The sequence below is a fragment of the Rhodococcus koreensis genome, from assembly GCF_900105905.1.
Taxonomy (GTDB): Bacteria; Actinomycetota; Actinomycetes; order Mycobacteriales; family Mycobacteriaceae; genus Rhodococcus_F; species Rhodococcus_F koreensis.
This window is the reverse complement of sequence record NZ_FNSV01000005.1, coordinates 5,758,211-5,774,659: the sequence shown is the minus strand read 5'-3', so window position 1 is coordinate 5,774,659 and position 16,449 is coordinate 5,758,211. Positions and strand designations below refer to the sequence as shown.

The following is a 16,449-nucleotide window of genomic DNA, read 5'->3' as shown; positions in this document are numbered from 1 at the left end:
CACGGGAGACCCCATGAACACAGTTCACGACCCACCGGCCTCCACCACGCGCCTGCAGCAGGCGATGAAACCGCGGCAGCTGGTGATGATGAGTCTGGGCGGCGCGATCGGTGCCGGACTGTTCGTCGGCTCCGGCGCGGGCATCGCCGTCGCCGGGCCCGCCGTGCTCGTCTCCTTCCTCATCGCCGGGTTTCTCGTCGTCCTCGTCATGCGGATGATGGGCGAGATGGTGGCCGCCGACCCCGACAGCGGTGCGTTCTCCGTCCACGCCGAGAAGGCGATGGGCCCGATCGCCGGCCGGACCATCGGCTGGCTCTACTGGGTGCAGGTCGTCATCGTGGTCGCCGCGGAAGCGACCGCGGCGGCGGCGATCACCGCCGCCTCCCTACCCGGGGTGCCGCAATGGGTGGCCGCCCTGGCGTACATGAGTGTGCTGACCGCCGTGAACCTCGCGGGTGTCTCCCGCTTCGGTGAGTTCGAATTCTGGTTCGCCGCACTGAAGATCGCGGCGATCGTCGCGTTCCTGGCGGTCGGCTCCGCGATGATCTTCGGCTGGATCCCGAGTTTCGACGCGCCCGGTCTGTCGAACCTCACCGGCCACGGCGGATTCGCCCCCACCGGAGTCACCGGCATCGCCGCGGGCCTGCTGATCGTGGTCTTCGCGTTCGGCGGCACCGAGGTGATGGCCATCGCGGCCGCCGAGACGTCGGAGCCCCGGCGCAACGTGAGCCGGGCGGTGCGGTCCATCGTGTGGCGGATCCTGGTGTTCTACGTCGGTTCCGTCCTGATCATGGTGACGGTGCTGCCGTGGACGGCGGGGGAACTCGCGACGGGTCCGTTCGTCGCGGTCCTGAACGCCGCACACGTGCCGGGCGCCGGCGCCGTCATGACCGTCGTCGTGGTCATCGCGCTGCTGTCGTCGCTGAACGCCATGCTGTTCAGCGGTTCCCGGATGATCTACTCGCTGTCCGAGCGCGGGGCGGCCGCGAAGGTGTTCGGCCGGGTGTCGGGCAACGGCGTCCCCCGCCTGGCGGTGCTGGCGTCGGTGGCGTTCGGTTTCGTCACCGTCGTCCTCAACTACCTGGCACCGGATCGTGTTCTCCCGCTGCTGCTCAACGCGGTCGGTTCGACGATCCTGGTGTTGTGGACGTTCGTCACTGTCTCGCAGATCGTGCTGCGGCGGCGCGCCGAGAAGTCGGGCCGGACGGATCTGCCGCTGAAGATGTGGGGCTTCCCGTATCTGTCGTATGTCGCACTCGCGCTGCTGGCCGCGGTCGCGGTGCTCGCGTTGTTCGACGACGCGGCACGCAACCAGCTGTTCGCGACGCTCACGTTCACGTGTGCGATCACGCTCGCATGCTGGGCGCTCGGGCGCAGGCAACGCGGCGCGACCAGCGGTGAAGCACCGGAGAAGCTGCCCGAGACCGTCAGCTGAGAGGCCACCGCCGCACGCTCACGGACGTCGAGGGGTCGTCCGCGAGAGTGCGGTGGTGTCCCGCTCAGCGGACACCTCCCGGTCGCCGAACGTCCCCGCGGCCTACCGTCGACTACACACGACGAAGGGGCGGGAATGACCACACCTCCAGACGTTTTCGCCCCGGCCACGCTGGGCCCCATCACGTTACGCAACCGCATCATCAAATCGGCCACGTTCGAGGGACGCACCCCCGACGCCCTGGTCACCGACGAATTGATCGAATTCCACCGCCGCCCCGCGGCGGGCGGAGTCGGAATGTCGACGGTGGCCTACTGCGCCGTGGCACCGGAGGGTCGCACCGAACGCGGACAGTTGTGGATGCGCCCGGACGCCGTCCCCGGGCTGCGCCGACTCACCGATGCCATCCACGCCGAGGGTGCGGCCGCATCCGCCCAACTCGGGCACGCCGGACCCGTCGCCAACGAGAAGTCCACCGGACTGCCTGCGCTCGCACCGTCGCGGTCGTTCAATCCGCTGAGCATGCGGATGATCCGCAGCGCCACCACCGCCGACATCACCAGAATCACCGCCGCCCACGGCACCGCGGCGCGGCTCGCCGTCGAGTCCGGCTTCGACGCCGTCGAGATCCACTTCGGCCACAACTATTTCGCCAGTGCGTTTCTCAGCCCGAAGCTGAACCGTCGCACAGATTGCTACGGTGGATCGCTCGAGAACCGGGCCCGGGTGGTGCGGGACGCCGCCCGCACCGTGCGCGACGCCGTCGGCGGCCGGGTTGCGATCCTCGCCAAGCTCAACATGGACGACGGCGTCCCCGGCGGGTTCTGGCTCGACGAGGCCATCCAGGTCGCCCGGCTTCTGGAGCACGACGGCAGCGTCGACGCCCTCGAACTCACCATGGGCAGTTCACTTCTCAATCCCATGTACCTGTTCAAGGGTGACGCGCCGGTCCGCGAGTTCGCCGCCGCTATGCCGCAGCCCGTCCGCCTCGGCGTGCAACTGGCAGGCAAGTCGCTGATCCACGCCTACCCCTACCGCGACCTGTTCATGCTCGAGCACGCCCGCCAGATCCGCGCGGCGGTGGCGTTGCCGCTCGTCCTGCTCGGCGGAGTCACCGACCGGGCGGGGATGGACACCGCCATGGCCGAGGGGTTCGAATTCGTCGCCATGGCCCGCGCGTTGCTGCGCGAACCCGATCTGGTGAACCGCATCCGCGCCGAGTCGCGCACCCAATCGCTGTGCATCCATTGCAACAAGTGCATGCCCACCATCTTCAGCGGAGCACGCTGCGTGCTCGTCGACTGATTCGCGGCACGGCCGGCCTGCTCACACGTGGAGCGCGAGGAGGGATCCGATGCCGACGACGGCGCCGAAGATCAGTGGGATGCAGATGATGTCGATGAAGATGCCGGTGCTGATCATCTTGATCATCGGCACGTAGCCCGATCCGTAGACGATGGCGTTCGGTGGCGTCGAGACCGGGAGCATGGCGCCGGCATTCGCGCCGAACACGCCGGCCATGGCCGGGATGATCGGGTCGACGCCGATGGCGAGGGCGATCGGGATGATGATCGGGACGACGATGCCGACGCTGGCCGTGTTGCTGGTGGTCTCGGAGATGACCAACCCCATGACGATCGCGATCAGGGCGAGAACCCAGGAACTCTGCACACCCGTGGCCCGGGCGATGGTGGTGCCGAGGGTTTCCGCGAGTCCGGTGGCGTTCATCATGGTGCCGATCGTCAGGCCGGCGCCGACGAGGAGAACTGTGCCCCAGTCGATCTTGGCGGCCTCCGACCAGGTGAGGGTGGATTCGCCGCTCCCGTTCCCGCGGGGCAGGAAGAACAGCAGACCGGCGGTGAGGACGACGACGGATCCCTCGTTGAGGTGATCGGTGAAGGCGGTGACGATCGGGCTCGTGACACCGAAGGTGGTGACGAGGGACGGCAACACCCAGAGGACAACGGTGACGAGAAAGATCACCAGGACGTTGCGTTCGCCGCGGTTCATCGGGCCGAGGTCTGCGTAGTGGGCGCGGAAGTAGTCCTGCCCGCCGCGGATGTGCTTCACCTCGGGCCGGTTGACGAGGATCAGCGCGACCCACATGACCGCGCCCATCACGAGGAGGTACGGGGCCGACATGGAGATCCAGTCGAACAGTTCGACCTTGTAGCCGGTCATCCGCTCGATGGTGCCGCGGCCGATGACGTTGGCGATTCCGGTGATCGGGGTGAGGACCGAACCGATACTCGCGCCGTAGGCAATGGACAGCATCAGCAGGCAAGAGAATTTGGTGCGGTTGGTCCTGATGCCCGGGTTCTGCTCCTGAATGAGATCGCCGATCGTCTTGACCACGCCGATGCCGATGGGAAGCAGCATCGCGGCGGTGGCGGAAGACGACACGAACATCGAGAGGATGCAGGCGACGACACCGAACGCCGCCGCGGTGCGGTACGTGCTGTTGCCGATGCCCGGGAACGAGAGCACCTTGAGGGCGAACCGCCGGTCCAGCCCGTGCACCGTCATTGCGCGGGCCAGGATGAAGGCGCCGATCACCAGGAACACCGTCGCGGAGCCGAAGGACCCGTACACCTCCTGGGGTGTGCCGACGCCGAGGACGACGAGTAGGGCGATGCCGATCAGCGCGGTCACCGGGATGGGGACGGGTTCGGTGATCCACAGCAGGACCACGACGGTCAGAACCGCGAGCATGGCCTGCTGGGAATTCGGCATGTCGATCGGCAGCACCAGGATGCCGATGAGCAGGGGCAGCGCGGCGATCAGGCCGAGACGTCCGCGGATGAAGTCGAAGCGTTCCTCTCCTGCGAGTTTCGGTGGCTGCTCCGTCGCGGGGGCGAGTGTGCGCATGTCAGATCCTTGCCAGCTGCGGAATGGAGGGCAGGTCTTCGTCGACTGCGGCACCGCTGTGCCATCCGCGGACAGCGCTCGCGGCGATGTCCTTCGCCTCACCGAGGTAATCGTCGGCGGTGACGAGTTGCGCGGGCAGCAGTTCGGCGACACCGGCCTCCGCCGCGACCTCGCGCAGGGTGTCGGCGAGCACGCGATGCGAGGTTCGGGCGCGGGTCGCAGCCGTGTAGAGCAGGTCGTGGGCGCGTTCGCGGCCCAGGGCTTCGGCGAGCTGGATCATCTGCGCCTCGGCCATGACCAGCCCGCCGTCGAGGTCGAGGTTCGCGCGCATCCTGTCGGCGTCGACCCGCATGCCCGTGACGATGACGAGCGCTTCGGACAGGGCACTGCCGGCCAGGACCCCGAGTTGTGGGATCACCTGCCATTCGATCTGCCACTCGCCGGCGCTGCGTTCGTGGCCCGCCTCCTGGATGCGGCTCAGCGACGACAGCAGCGCCCCGGCGGTCTGGGACAGTCCGATGATGGCCTCCGACGAGATCGGGTTGACCTTCTGCGGCATCGTCGACGACGCACCGCGGTGGCTGTTGTAGGGCTCGAAGACCTCGCCGATCTCCGTGCGGGAGAGATCGACGATGTTGCGGGCGAGCTTGGCGCACGTCGCCGCGACAGTGGCGCAGAGCCAGCCGTATTCGGCGATACCGTCGCGGTCGACATGCCACGGGATGTCGGTGTCGTGCAGGCCGAGCAGATCGGCGACGCGGGTCCGGACGTCCGCGGACTTCGCTCCGAGCGCTGCGGACGTGCCGCCCGCCCCGAACAGGGAGATCACGGCGATCCGCGGCACCGCCTGCTGGAGACGTTCGCGGTGTCGGGTGAACTGACCCAGCAGCGTCCCGAGGGTGGCGCCGAACGTGGTCGGCACCGCCTGCTGGGCGTGGGTCCGGCCGGGCATCACGGTGCCGGCGTGGGCCTCGACCTGGACCGCGAGCGCATCGCCGAGTTCGCCGAGCTGCCAGTCGAGCGCGGCCAGCGACCGCGCGAGCTGCAGGGCGAGCCCGGTATCCATGATGTCCTGCGTGGTCGCACCGTAGTGGACGCGACCGTTCGGTCCGTCCGGCAGCGCCCCGGAGATCTGCCGCACCAGCCCGAGGATCGGGTACCCGACATTCTTCGACGTCTCCCACAGGGAGTCGCGGTCGATGTTGTCGATGCGAGCCGCTGCCGCGATCGCCGCGGCGTCGTCTGCCGAGATGACCGCGTGCTCACCCTGAGCGATGGCGAGGGCCCGCTCGGTGGCCAGCCAGCTCTCGATGCAGCTGTCGGCGGAAAAGATGTCGAGTTGCGCCTCGTCCCCTGCCAGGTGAGTGAGGAGGGAGAACGGGTTTCTTGACTGAATGGACACGAAGGGCCTTTCGCCTGACGTAGTGGATCACCCACATCCGCGACTGTGACTCACGCCATGTGGAATCGGTTCCACATCACTGTGGCGTAAGCCACTCGTTCTGTCAAGAGAGGTCGTTTCCCCGACGTCCGCCGTCGTCCTCGACGCCTTTACCTGCGGTTACGTTGGGTATGGTGGGCTTGTGCCCAAACTTCAGGACGTCGCCGCGCTGGCCAAGGTGGGGGTGGGTACCGCCTCACGCGCGATGAGCGGGCGCGGCTACGTGGACCCCGATACGCGCAAGAGAATCCTCGAGGCGGCCGACGCATTGGGCTACCGGCCGAACAAGGTCGCCCAAGCACTGCGGGAGAACAAGACGCGCGTCGTCGGATTGCTACTCCCCGACATCTCGAACGAGTTCTACACCGACAGCGCCGCCGTGCTGCAGTCCGTTCTGTTCGAGGCCGGATTCCAGCTCGTGGTCAGCGCGAGCGGCAACGATCCGGAATCCGAGGAACGCGGACTGCGCTCCCTGCTCGATCACCGCGTCGACGGAATCATCCACGTCCCCGTCGACGCTCGGCGTACATTGCCGACCGGCGTGCCGATCGTGCAACTCAACCGTCACTCGGTCCCGCTACAGACCGACGCAGTCGTCAGCGACGACGAATTCGGCATCGAAGCGATCACCGACCTGGCCCTGCAGGCGGGACACACCGATCTCGCACTCGTCATCGGCGGGGCCGATCACAGCACCACCGCCGACCGCATGCGCGGGTTCCGCAACGCCGTCGACCGCGCGGGAATACCGGAGGCGCCCAAGGGAACTGCCGGGCGCCGCTTCCGCATCCTCGAGGGCGACTTCACCTCGGCATGGGGGCGGAACGCGATGCACGCGATCGCCGGCGACCTGCCTGACGTCGTCATCGCCGCCAGTAGCCGGATCGCGCTGGGCGTCCTGCACGCCTGCTCCGACCTCGGCCTGTCGGTGCCCAGCCACCTGTCCGTCGCCGCGCACGGAAACCCCGAATGGTACGAGGTGTTTCCGCCCGGAATCACGTCCTACGCCCCGCCCCTGGCCGAGATGGGGCAGGAGGCGGCGGTGCGGATCCTCGCCAAGATGAAGGCCGGCGCCGAGGACGGCGTCCCCATCACGACGAGACTGAGAGGAGAAGTCCACCACCGTCATTCGATCGGCGGCAGCCTCTCCGCGCCCACTTCGTGACGACTTCCGGTCACCAGCTCGTCTGCGCCAGCACCGCATCCAGCGCCGCGTAGCTCTCGTTCATGCCGCCCTCCATGCCGGACTGCAACATGCCGTCGCGCTCCTCGGGGGTGTGGAACTGACTGACGACAGACAGCTTGGTGCGCCCGTCACCGAGGTCGGTGTAGGTGTTGTTCTCGACGATGACGTGGCCCGGCATGCCGTCCCACTCGAACGTGTACACCAGGCGCTCCTCCGGGGTGATCTCCCTGAATCTGCCCTCGAAACCGTGGGTCTCGCCGTCCGAGTGTTCGACGAAGCGCCAGTGCCCGCCGCGTTCGAATTCCCAGCGTTCGACGTCGAGTTCGTTTCCGCGACCCCACCACTGGGCGAGGAGTTCCGGTCTCGTGAACGCGGCCCACACGCGTTCGCGGGGAGCGTTGAAGATGCGTTCGACGTGGATCTCCCGGTCCGTCGGCGTCGAGACGGTCGCGGTCGTGGAAGTCTGCGAAGTGCTCATGACGTGCCTTCCGTTCGATTGAGAAATTCGTCCAGACGGTCCAGGCGCCCTTCGAGCGACAGCTGGTAGTCGCGGATCCAGGCCACCTCACGCTCGAGGGCATTGGTCCCCAGCATGCAGTACCGCACCCGGCCACGTTTCTCGGTCACGACCATCCCGGCCTCTTCGAGCAGTCGAACGTGCTTCTTGATGCCGGTGAGAGTCATCTCGAAGAGTTCGGCGAGGTCGCTGATCGAGCAGGCGCCGTCACCGAGCCGGCGGAGAATCCCACGTCGCGTGGGGTCTGCCAGTGCGGCGAACGTAGCGTCGAGAGCCGAATACTGAACCATCCAGTTCAGTGTTGCACCGACCCCCGCCCCGGTCAAGACCGGCGCCGAGGGACCCACGAGCGTTTCGGGCGCTCAGATAAGCTTGGGCCGTGGTCCACCGATGACAGCGTCGCCCGACGAACACGAAGAGGCGATCCGCGATCGCCCGCACAGTCGCGCCACGCCCGCGAGAGCGCGGCGCAATCCGGCACTCGTTCAGGCCGACATCCTCGAGGTCGCGACCGCGGAATTCGCCGAGAAGGGCCTGTCCGGCGCCAGCGTCAACGAGATCGCCGAGAAGACGCAGACCACCAAACGCATGATCTATTACTACTTCGGCGGCAAGGAAGGTCTGTACACCGCCGTCCTCGAGCGCAACTACAAACTCATCCGCGAACTCGAACACGAGGTGGACCTCGAACACGCCGAACCGGTCGATGCGCTGAGGTTGATCGCGCAGTTGACGTTCGACCACCACGACACGCATCGCGCCTACGTCCGCCTCGTCAGCGGAGAAAACATGATGAAAGGCAAGTACATTCGGCAGTCCGACGAGGTGGCCGGACTCGGCATGCCCGTGCTGGCGGTACTCGAGGACGTGCTGCGCCGCGGTCAGGAGGCCGGCGTGTTCCGCCGGGACGTCGAGGCCATCGACGTCCACATGCTCATCAACAGCGTGTCGCTGTTCCGCATCTCCAACCAGTACACGTTCGACGCGCTGTTCCAGCGCGATCTCGCCGCCGACGAGCTCAGGTCGCACCTGCGCACCGTCATCGGTGACGTCACGGTTCGCTACGTCTGCATCTGACGGCCCACAAGCTCCTCCACACACCCTTCGCGCCTGCTGAGAGCGGGTTTGTCGCGCCGTTTGTACCTACTGGACACTTTTTGGCCCGCGAGGTACAAAGCTATTGCGCCCGTCACATCCGGTGCGCTAGATTCAGGGCCTGCGCAGGACGAACTTCCGTTCGCCATACGAACGCCAGTCGGGCGGTGTCATGCACGCACAGAGGAGAGACCGAATGACGACGACTATCGATGCCACGGGCACCGGTCCTCGGACAGACCTGCAGAAGGTCAAACGAGCAGCCACCGCCGCATTTCTCGGCAGCATGCTCGAGTACTACGAGTTCTACATCTACGCCTCCGCAGCCGCCCTGGTCTTCGGCAAGGTCTTCTTCCCCTCGTCCAGCGCGGCCACCGGAACCCTGTTGTCGCTGGCAACGTTCGGCGTCGCGTACATCGCCCGGCCCATCGGAGCGGTCCTGCTGGGACATCTCGGAGACCGCGTCGGACGTAAGAAGATCATGCTGTTCACGCTCGGATTGATGGGCACGGCAACATTTCTCATCGGCTGCCTGCCCGAGTACAAGCACATCGGAATCTGGGCGCCGATCCTCCTCGTCTGCCTCCGCGTGTGTCAGGGAATCTCGGCAGCCGGCGAGCAGTCCGGAGCCAATTCACTGACCCTCGAGCACTCCCCGGAACACCGGCGGGCCTTCTTCACCAGCTGGACCCTCACCGGCACGCAGGCCGGCTTCATCCTTGCCACCCTGGTGTTCCTCTCCGTCGCCACCCTGCCCGAAGACCAGCTTCTCAGCTGGGGATGGCGGATCCCCTTCCTCGCCAGCGCCATCGTCGTCTTCGCCGCGTACATCGCGCGACGCAAGCTCGAGGAGCCGGAGGTCTTCACCGAGAATCGCGAGAACGGCGAACTCGAACGCTTTCCCGTCGCGACACTTCTGCGCACCCACTCGACCGATGTGCTGCGAGTGATTCTCTGCGCGTTCCAGTCGGTCGGCGGCACCATCTTCGCGGTCTTCGGACTCGCGTTCGCGACCAGCGCCGAGGTAGGCATCAGTCGCCCGACCATGCTCTGGGCGGCCGTCGTCGCCAACGTCGTCGCGTTGTTCATGCAGCCGTCGCTCGCCGTCCTCGCCGACCGCATCGGCCGCAAGCCGGTGTTCATCAGCGGCGTCGTCGGTCTCGCGCTGTCGATCTTCCTCTACTTCTGGGCGATCTCCACCGCGAACGTGGTACTCATCTTTGCCGGCGCGATCGTCTTCACCGGAATCTGCTACAGCGCACCGAATGCCATCTTCCCGTCGTTCTACGCGGAGATGTTCAACACGAAGGTGCGATTCTCCGGCATGGCGCTCGGCACCCAGATCGGTTTCGCCTTCGCCGGTTTCGCACCCACCATCGCATGGACCATCGTCGGCGACAGCCGAACGAACTGGATCCCGGTCGCGATCCTGGTGGCGGTCGCATGCCTGATCTCGGCAGCGGCGGCCTCCACCGCACGCGAGACCTACAAGACACCGCTCGCGCAGCTCGGCAAGCCCATCGCCTGACACGTCGCCACCAATCCTTCACACGTTTACGACGACAAGGAAGAACCCATGACCACCACACGCTTGAAAATCGGAATCGTCGGCTGCGGCAAGATCGCCATCAACCACGCCAAGGCTCTGCACGCCATGCCCGAGGTGGAACTGGTCGCCTGCAGTGACACCGACCAGGACAGAGCCGAATCCTTCGCTGCCGCACACGGAATAGCCCACGCCTACGACGACCTCGAGACTCTGCTCGGCAGCGGCCTCGACGCCGTCACCATCTGCACCCCGCACCCGACCCACGAAGCGATCGTCCTCGCGGCCGCCGAACACGGACTGCACGTGCTGTGCGAGAAGCCGATCGCGATCGCGCTCGACGAAGCCGACCGCATGGTCGAGGCGACGGCCGCCGCGGGGGTGAAGTTCGGCGTACTGTTCCAGCGCCGATTCTGGCCTGCCGCTCAGCGCATCCGAGCCGCCATCGATGCCGGCGCGCTCGGCGGCGAGCCCGTCGTCGCCACCTGCACCGTGCGGCTCGGCCGCGACCGCGAATACTACACCTCCGACCCGTGGCGCGGCCGCTGGGACACCGACGGTGGAGGTGTGCTGATGACTCAGGCCATTCATTACATCGACCTGCTGCAGTGGTTCATGGGTGACGCCGTCGAGGTGAGTGGTCATATCGACACCCTGGTGCACGGCGACTACATCGAGGTGGAGGACACGGTCGCAGCCACCGTGAAGTTCTCGTCCGGCGGACTCGCCACCATCACCGCCGGCACGACTTTCACACCCGGTCTGGGCACCCAGATCGTGGTCGGTGGACGCAACGGGCGCACCGTGAGCCTGACGGAATTTCCCGAGGGGATGCCGGCGGTCAACGACATCTGGACCGTCGAGGGCGAGGAGGAGTACCTGCAGATGCACTCGACGGACATCGAATCGGATCCGCCGCTCTCGCAGATCCATGTCGGTCTCGCGCCGTTCCATCAGATGCAGATCGAGGACTTCGTCCACGCCATCGTCGAGGACCGCGCGCCCGCGGTCTCCGGACGCGACGCGCGTCGCGCGCTCGAGATCGTCCTCGCCATCTATGAATCCTCCCGGACCGGGCAACCCGTCTCACTCACCTCGGGCGCCCTCGCCGGACTGCAGTAACTGCACCGCAACCTTTTTCACTCCGTCAGGCGAGGACGACACGATGCATTCACCGACCTTCCTGGTCGTCAACGGACCGAACCTCAACATGCTCGGGACGAGGCAGCCCGAACATTACGGTCACCACACCCTCGACGACGTCCGCATAATGTGCGAGCGGACCGCCGAACCACTGAACGTCGAATTGACGTTCTTCCAGTCGAATCACGAAGGCGCGGTGATCGACCGCATCCATCAGGCCCGGGGATCCGCACACGCCATCGTGATCAACCCCGGCGCGTGGACCCACACGTCCGTGGCCCTTCGCGACGCGTTGGTGGTCCCGGAGATCCCGATCGTCGAGGTGCACATCACCAACATTCACGCCCGCGAGGAGTTCCGTCATCGCTCCTTCGTCTCGCCGATCGCGAGTGCCGTCATCGCCGGTGCCGGGATCTCCGGGTACAAGTTCGCGATCGAACATCTCGCGGCCGTGCTGGCCCCGGCAGAAGGGGACGCGATCCGGCCATGACCGACAGACCACTGCTGTCACTCTCGCCGCTCACTGCCGTCGACGCCTCACCACCGGACCTGGTGGCCGCGGCCGCCGACGCCGGCTTCGACTGTGTGGGAATCCGGGCGAGAGCGGCCGCCACCGACACCCAATGGCCGATGCTCGACAACGGCCCGATGGTACGAGAGACGCGCCGCCGCGCCGACGATCTGGGCATCGAGATCCTGGACGTCGAGGTCCTGCGGATCACCGGCACAGACGACGTGGAGGCCGCTCTGCGGGTACTCGACGCGGCGTCGACGCTGCGTGCGAGCTATGTGCTGGTGAACGGCAACGACCCGGAGCCCACCCGGCAGGCCGATACCTTCGCACACCTGTGCCGTGAGGCGGAGCAACGAGGTGTGTCGCTGGCGTTGGAGTTCATGGCGTTCAGCCGGATCCGGACCCTCGGCGACGCCACCGCCGTTCTGACGCACGCTGCCAGTCCCGCCGCGGTGCTCGTCGTGGACGCGCTGCACCTGGCTCGGACCGGCAGCACAGTCGACGAGGTCCGGGCTGTTCCCGACCGCTGGCTGTCGTACGCTCAGCTGTGCGACGCCCCGAGCGCGGCGCCGGCCGGTCACGCCGGACTGATCACCGAAGCGCGCACCGACCGGCTGCTGCCCGGCGAGGGTGAACTCCCGTTGCACGACTTGGTCGGTGCCCTTCCCGCCGGCACCGTCTTCTCCGTGGAGGCCCCGGTCCTCGCTCACACTGGGTGGGCGGTCGGCGACCGCGCCGAGTATGCGTACCGGGCCCTGCGCGACACGGTGTCCGCGGCGTAGGCCCGGCCGGCGACGGCGCCCGCGGCATCTCGGCGCCGGTACGGATCGGTAACGAATCCGGACGACCCGCCTGTCGCCGCCCTGGGCATCTCGCGGGCGCCGTTAGCGTCGGAGCCGTCGGCACACGTCCGCACACCCAGGGGGCGCAGATGGAAACACGCGTCTTTCCTCGCCGCCCGGCGATCGTGGTGGCGCTCGCGGTGTGCGCGACGTTGGCCGTCGTCGCGGTGCTCGGCACCGTCGACCCGTGGACGCCGAAGATCGGACTGTTCACCGGCGGCGCCGATCTGCACGTCTACCGCGACGGTGGCTGGCGGGTTCTGCACGGCCTGCCGCTGTACAGCGGACCCGTCGCGCTGGGGTTGCTCTACACCTACACGCCGTTCTCCGCGATCGTGTTCGTGCCGCTCGAACGCATACCCGGCGCGTACGTCGACAACCTGTGGATGGCGTTCAACCTGGGTGTGCTGGCGGGCTGCATCCTCCTGTGCTGGCGCATCCTCGGGTACCGGATCACCCCGCACCTGCTGCTGGTCACCGCGCTGACGACGGTGACCTGCACCTTCGTCGAACCGGTGCGGACGACGCTGTTCTACGGCCAGGTCAATCTGGTGCTGATGCTGTGGGTGCTCTGGGACTTCTCCCGGCCGGAGCGCAGCGTGCTGCGCGGGGTGGGTATCGGGCTGGGCGCGGCCGTCAAACTGACCCCCGGCTTCTTCGTCGTCCAGCTCCTCGCCCTGCGCCAGTGGCGGGCGGCCGCGGCCGCGACGTCCATCTTCGCGGGCACGGTGGCGTTCGCCTGGGTGATCGTGCCCGACGACTCCCGCCGGTACTGGACCAGCACGTTCTTCGACTCCACCCGCATCACCGACGACGCGCACCCGTCCAACCAATCGTTGCGGGGAACACTGACCCGGCTCACGGACGGGCAGGCACCGCCGTGGCTGTGGCTGATCCTCGCGGGAGCCGTCGCCGTCGTCGGCCTCGTCGTGTCGGTGCGCCTGTACGAACGCGGCGAACGGTTGCTGTCGGTGGTGCTCGGCGGGCTCACCGCCGCCGTGGTGTCGCCGTTTTCGTGGAGCCATCACTGGGTGTGGCTGGTGCCGCTGATGGTCTACCTGATGCACCGCGCGGTCTCGGACACCGGACGGTGGTGGTTCGCGTTCGCCGCACTGTTCGCGTCGACGGCGGCGTGGCCGTACTGGTGGAGCCCGGACTTCGCCGTCGTCGGACTGTTCCTGTTTCCACCGTCGTGGCCGGTCGCGTTCGGGCTGCAGAACATCTACGTGCTCGTGTACGTCCCGGTCCTCGTCTCGGCGATCCGGATGGTCACCCGGCGCACCCGGCATCGGCCGATCCTCACCTTGGTCGTGACGTACCCGCCGGCACCGGAACCGTCGGAGATGTCGCTGCGAAGCGCGTGACGGCACCGCCTTTCCGCGCCCCTCGACGCACCGTCCGGAATACCCTGGCAAGTGCACGCACCGTGCACCGCCTGGACTCTGCACCCCCGGAATCGAACTGCCATGACCGAGCGCCCGCCGAGTGATTCGACGGTCGCGACTGGGCCGCCCACCGAACTGGGCGAGGAAACTCAGCTGCCGCCGTCGACGACGTCGGGCGCCGAACCGGTGTTCGTCGTCGACAGTGGCGTCGAACGCCTCGTCGCGGATTGGGAGTCGTCGGGTTCGCCGGCCGAACTCACCGAGTACCTGCCCGACACCGCTGCGATCCGGCGGGCGGCGCTGATCGAGTTGATCAAGGTGGACCTCGAGTATCGGTGGCTGCGTTCGGGCTGCCCGAAACGCATCCCGGAGTACTGCCTCGAATTCCCGGAACTACTGGCCGAACCGTTGCCGCCGGAACTCGTCTACCTGGAGTACCGGGTCCGCAGTCGGAGCGGCGCCGACGTCGATCCCGAGGAGTACGTCGCCGAGTACCCGCAGCAGGCGGACCGGTTCGAGACCCTGCTCGAGGACGACCGGCGCATGGACCGGCGCTCGGCGAGCGCGGCACTCGGCCCGGACGACGACTTCGACGTCGGCGGGCGCCTCGACGATTTCGATCTGATGATGGAACTGGGCCACGGCGCGTTCGCGCGGGTGTTCCTCGCCCGGCAGCGGTCGATGCAGCGGTGGGTGGCGCTGAAGATCTCCCGCAACATCGGCAACGAGCCGCAGACCCTCGCGCAGCTCGACCACCCGTACATCGTCCGTGTCTACGACCAGCGGGTGCTGGAGGATCGCCGCCTGCGGGTGCTGTTCATGGAGTACGTCCCCGGTGGCACGCTCCTCGACGTGGTGCGGCTGGTCCGCAAGACCCCACCCGAGCAACGCTCCGGACAGTTGCTGCTCGATTCGGTGGACCGCGTCCTCGAGGCGCGGGGCGAGATCCGGCCCGAGTACTCGAGTGTGCGGGACGAGATCGCCGCGCTGTCGTGGCCGGAGACCGTCGCCTGGATTGGTCTGCGGCTCGCCGACGCACTCGACTACGCGCGGGCGCACGGCGTCCTGCACCGCGACATCAAACCCGCGAACGTGCTGCTGGGCCTCGAGGGCATCCCGAAGCTGGCCGATTTCAACGTCAGTTCGAGCGACAGCGTCGAGAATCGCGGCGCCGGCGGATTCATCGGCGGCTCCGTCGCCTACATGTCGCCCGAACAGTTGGAGGTGATCGACCCGGACACCCGCCGGACCGCCTCCGACCTCGACACCCGCAGCGACATCTTCGCGCTGGGGGTCATGCTGTGGGAACTGCTGACCGGGGCGCGGCCGTTCCCGGACGATGACGGAACTGCGTCGCCGCCGTCGCCGCAGGTACTTCTCGAGTCACGTCGCCGGGGCGTCGACCCGGAGCGGTCCGCGCTCCCCGAGGACTGTCCGGCCGCGATGCGGCGGATCCTGGTGAAATCCCTCGCGCCCGACCGGGACGACCGGTGGTCGAGTGGCCGGAAGCTGACGCGTCAGTTCGCGCTCTGCCTCGACCCGCACGCCCGCGATCTCGTCGACCCGGCGCCGGGAAGCGTCCGGTCGAGGATGTGGCGGTGGGCGCTGCCCATCGTGCTCGCCGCGGTCGGCATCCCGAATCTGCTGGCTGCGGGATACAACTACTACTACAACAAGGTGCTCATCATCGCGACGCTGCCCGCCGAGGCGCAGCAGGATCTGGAGTTCGTCCACCTGGTGATCGGCGGAATCGCGTTTCCGCTGGGCGCGGTTCTCATCGTCTACTGGTGTCGGCTGTCGCTGACGGTGCCGCGTGGTCTCCGCAACGGCCGAACCTACAGTTCCGAGGTGCTGGAGAAGGCACGGGCCACGACGCTGGCGCTCGGACATCGGGCGGTGGTGGTCAGCTTCGGGCTGTGGGTCGTCGCCGGGGTCGCCTACCCGATCGCCCTGGAACTCACGGCCGGCGGCATCCCGCTGCGCGCGTACACGCAACTCCTCGCGTCCCTCGCCGTGTGCGGGGCGGTCGCCCTCGCCTACCCGTTCTTCATCCTCACCTTCTACGCGGTGCGGTGCCTCTGCCCGATCCTGCTGTCGCACGGCGAGTTGCGCGGAAGCGACGGCCGCAACATCCGGGCCCTCGGCCGGGGCATGCCGCGGTACCTCGCCGTCGCCGCGGCCGTCCCGCTGATCGGGGTCGCCGGGCTCAGCTTCGTCGGCGGGAGCACCGGCGATGCCGTGAACGCGACGGTCCGCGCGCTGTGCCTGGGCGGGATCTTCGCCTTCATCGCCGTGTACCAGCTGTTCCGAAGGATCGAGAGCGATCTGCGCGCACTCGCGCGGGTCGTGTCGCTGGAGGTGCCGGGATCTCCGACCCATCGGCGTCGGTAGGAGCGGCCGGGTGGAAAAGAGAAGGCCCCTGGTGCTGCCGGGTCGGGGTCCGACAGCACCATGGGCTCAACAAGTATTTCTCCCGA

The 16,449-nt window shown here is 67.4% G+C and carries 14 protein-coding genes; 10 read left to right on the top strand and 4 right to left on the bottom strand.

What is annotated here, in order from left to right:
* Nucleotides 1–13: 13 nt before the first annotated feature.
* Both BLV94_RS30810 and BLV94_RS30805 read left to right on the top strand, forming a co-directional pair.
* The gene (locus BLV94_RS30810; RefSeq protein ID WP_072944427.1) at nt 14–1,435 is read left to right on the top strand and encodes an amino acid permease; all 1,422 of its coding nucleotides are present in this window, start codon (nt 14–16) and stop codon (nt 1,433–1,435) included.
* Between the two features lie 135 nt (nt 1,436–1,570).
* On the top strand, nt 1,571–2,740 hold the full coding sequence (locus BLV94_RS30805) for an NADH:flavin oxidoreductase (protein ID WP_072944425.1): 1,170 nt from the start codon (nt 1,571–1,573) through the stop codon (nt 2,738–2,740).
* Nucleotides 2,741–2,761: 21 nt separating this feature from the next.
* Here BLV94_RS30805 and BLV94_RS30800 read toward each other — a convergent pair whose 3' ends face one another.
* Both BLV94_RS30800 and BLV94_RS30795 read right to left on the bottom strand, forming a co-directional pair.
* Nucleotides 2,762–4,303, bottom strand: coding sequence for an SLC13 family permease (locus BLV94_RS30800; protein ID WP_072944423.1), 1,542 nt, complete (start codon nt 4,301–4,303; stop codon nt 2,762–2,764).
* A 1-nt stretch (nt 4,304) separates the two neighbouring features.
* A complete protein-coding gene (locus tag BLV94_RS30795; RefSeq protein ID WP_244163697.1) occupies nt 4,305–5,705 on the bottom strand; it encodes a class-II fumarase/aspartase family protein in 1,401 nt (466 codons plus the stop codon).
* Nucleotides 5,706–5,886: 181 nt separating this feature from the next.
* On the opposite strand from BLV94_RS30795, the gene BLV94_RS30790 reads away from it, so the two are divergent.
* A complete protein-coding gene (locus tag BLV94_RS30790; RefSeq protein ID WP_072944421.1) occupies nt 5,887–6,909 on the top strand; it encodes a LacI family DNA-binding transcriptional regulator in 1,023 nt (340 codons plus the stop codon).
* Nucleotides 6,910–6,919: 10 nt separating this feature from the next.
* Here the strand turns inward: BLV94_RS30790 and BLV94_RS30785 are convergent, their stop codons facing one another.
* Both BLV94_RS30785 and BLV94_RS30780 read right to left on the bottom strand, forming a co-directional pair.
* Complete coding sequence (locus tag BLV94_RS30785) at nt 6,920–7,408, bottom strand: SRPBCC family protein (RefSeq protein ID WP_072944419.1); 489 nt, start codon at nt 7,406–7,408, stop codon at nt 6,920–6,922.
* Nucleotides 7,405–7,737 (bottom strand): ArsR/SmtB family transcription factor, encoded by a 333-nt coding sequence (locus tag BLV94_RS30780; protein WP_072944441.1) that lies wholly within the window; start codon nt 7,735–7,737, stop codon nt 7,405–7,407. The genes BLV94_RS30785 and BLV94_RS30780 overlap by 4 nt, the downstream gene beginning before the upstream one ends.
* 100 nt (nt 7,738–7,837) lie before the next feature.
* On the opposite strand from BLV94_RS30780, the gene BLV94_RS30775 reads away from it, so the two are divergent.
* The 7 genes from BLV94_RS30775 to BLV94_RS30745 all read left to right on the top strand — a co-directional run bounded on the left by BLV94_RS30775 (nt 7,838) and on the right by BLV94_RS30745 (nt 16,363).
* Nucleotides 7,838–8,524 carry a TetR/AcrR family transcriptional regulator gene (locus BLV94_RS30775; RefSeq protein ID WP_072944418.1) on the top strand — a complete coding sequence of 229 codons (687 nt, stop codon included), beginning with the start codon at nt 7,838–7,840 and terminating at the stop codon, nt 8,522–8,524.
* 214 nt (nt 8,525–8,738) lie between these two features.
* Nucleotides 8,739–10,070 carry an MFS transporter gene (locus tag BLV94_RS30770; RefSeq protein WP_072944416.1) on the top strand — a complete coding sequence of 444 codons (1,332 nt, stop codon included), beginning with the start codon at nt 8,739–8,741 and terminating at the stop codon, nt 10,068–10,070.
* A gap of 48 nt (nt 10,071–10,118) precedes the next feature.
* A complete protein-coding gene (locus BLV94_RS30765; RefSeq protein ID WP_072944415.1) occupies nt 10,119–11,210 on the top strand; it encodes a Gfo/Idh/MocA family protein in 1,092 nt (363 codons plus the stop codon).
* Between the two features lie 43 nt (nt 11,211–11,253).
* Entirely contained in the window at nt 11,254–11,721 is a 468-nt protein-coding gene (gene aroQ, locus BLV94_RS30760; protein ID WP_072944413.1) for a type II 3-dehydroquinate dehydratase, read from the top strand.
* Nucleotides 11,718–12,527, top strand: coding sequence for a sugar phosphate isomerase/epimerase family protein (locus tag BLV94_RS30755; RefSeq protein ID WP_072944411.1), 810 nt, complete (start codon nt 11,718–11,720; stop codon nt 12,525–12,527). Before aroQ ends, BLV94_RS30755 begins: the two co-directional genes overlap by 4 nt.
* Nucleotides 12,528–12,676: 149 nt before the next feature.
* Nucleotides 12,677–13,951, top strand: coding sequence for a glycosyltransferase 87 family protein (locus BLV94_RS30750; protein WP_072944409.1), 1,275 nt, complete (start codon nt 12,677–12,679; stop codon nt 13,949–13,951).
* Between the two features lie 102 nt (nt 13,952–14,053).
* On the top strand, nt 14,054–16,363 hold the full coding sequence (locus BLV94_RS30745; RefSeq protein ID WP_072944407.1) for a serine/threonine-protein kinase: 2,310 nt from the start codon (nt 14,054–14,056) through the stop codon (nt 16,361–16,363).
* Nucleotides 16,364–16,449: the final 86 nt, after the last annotated feature.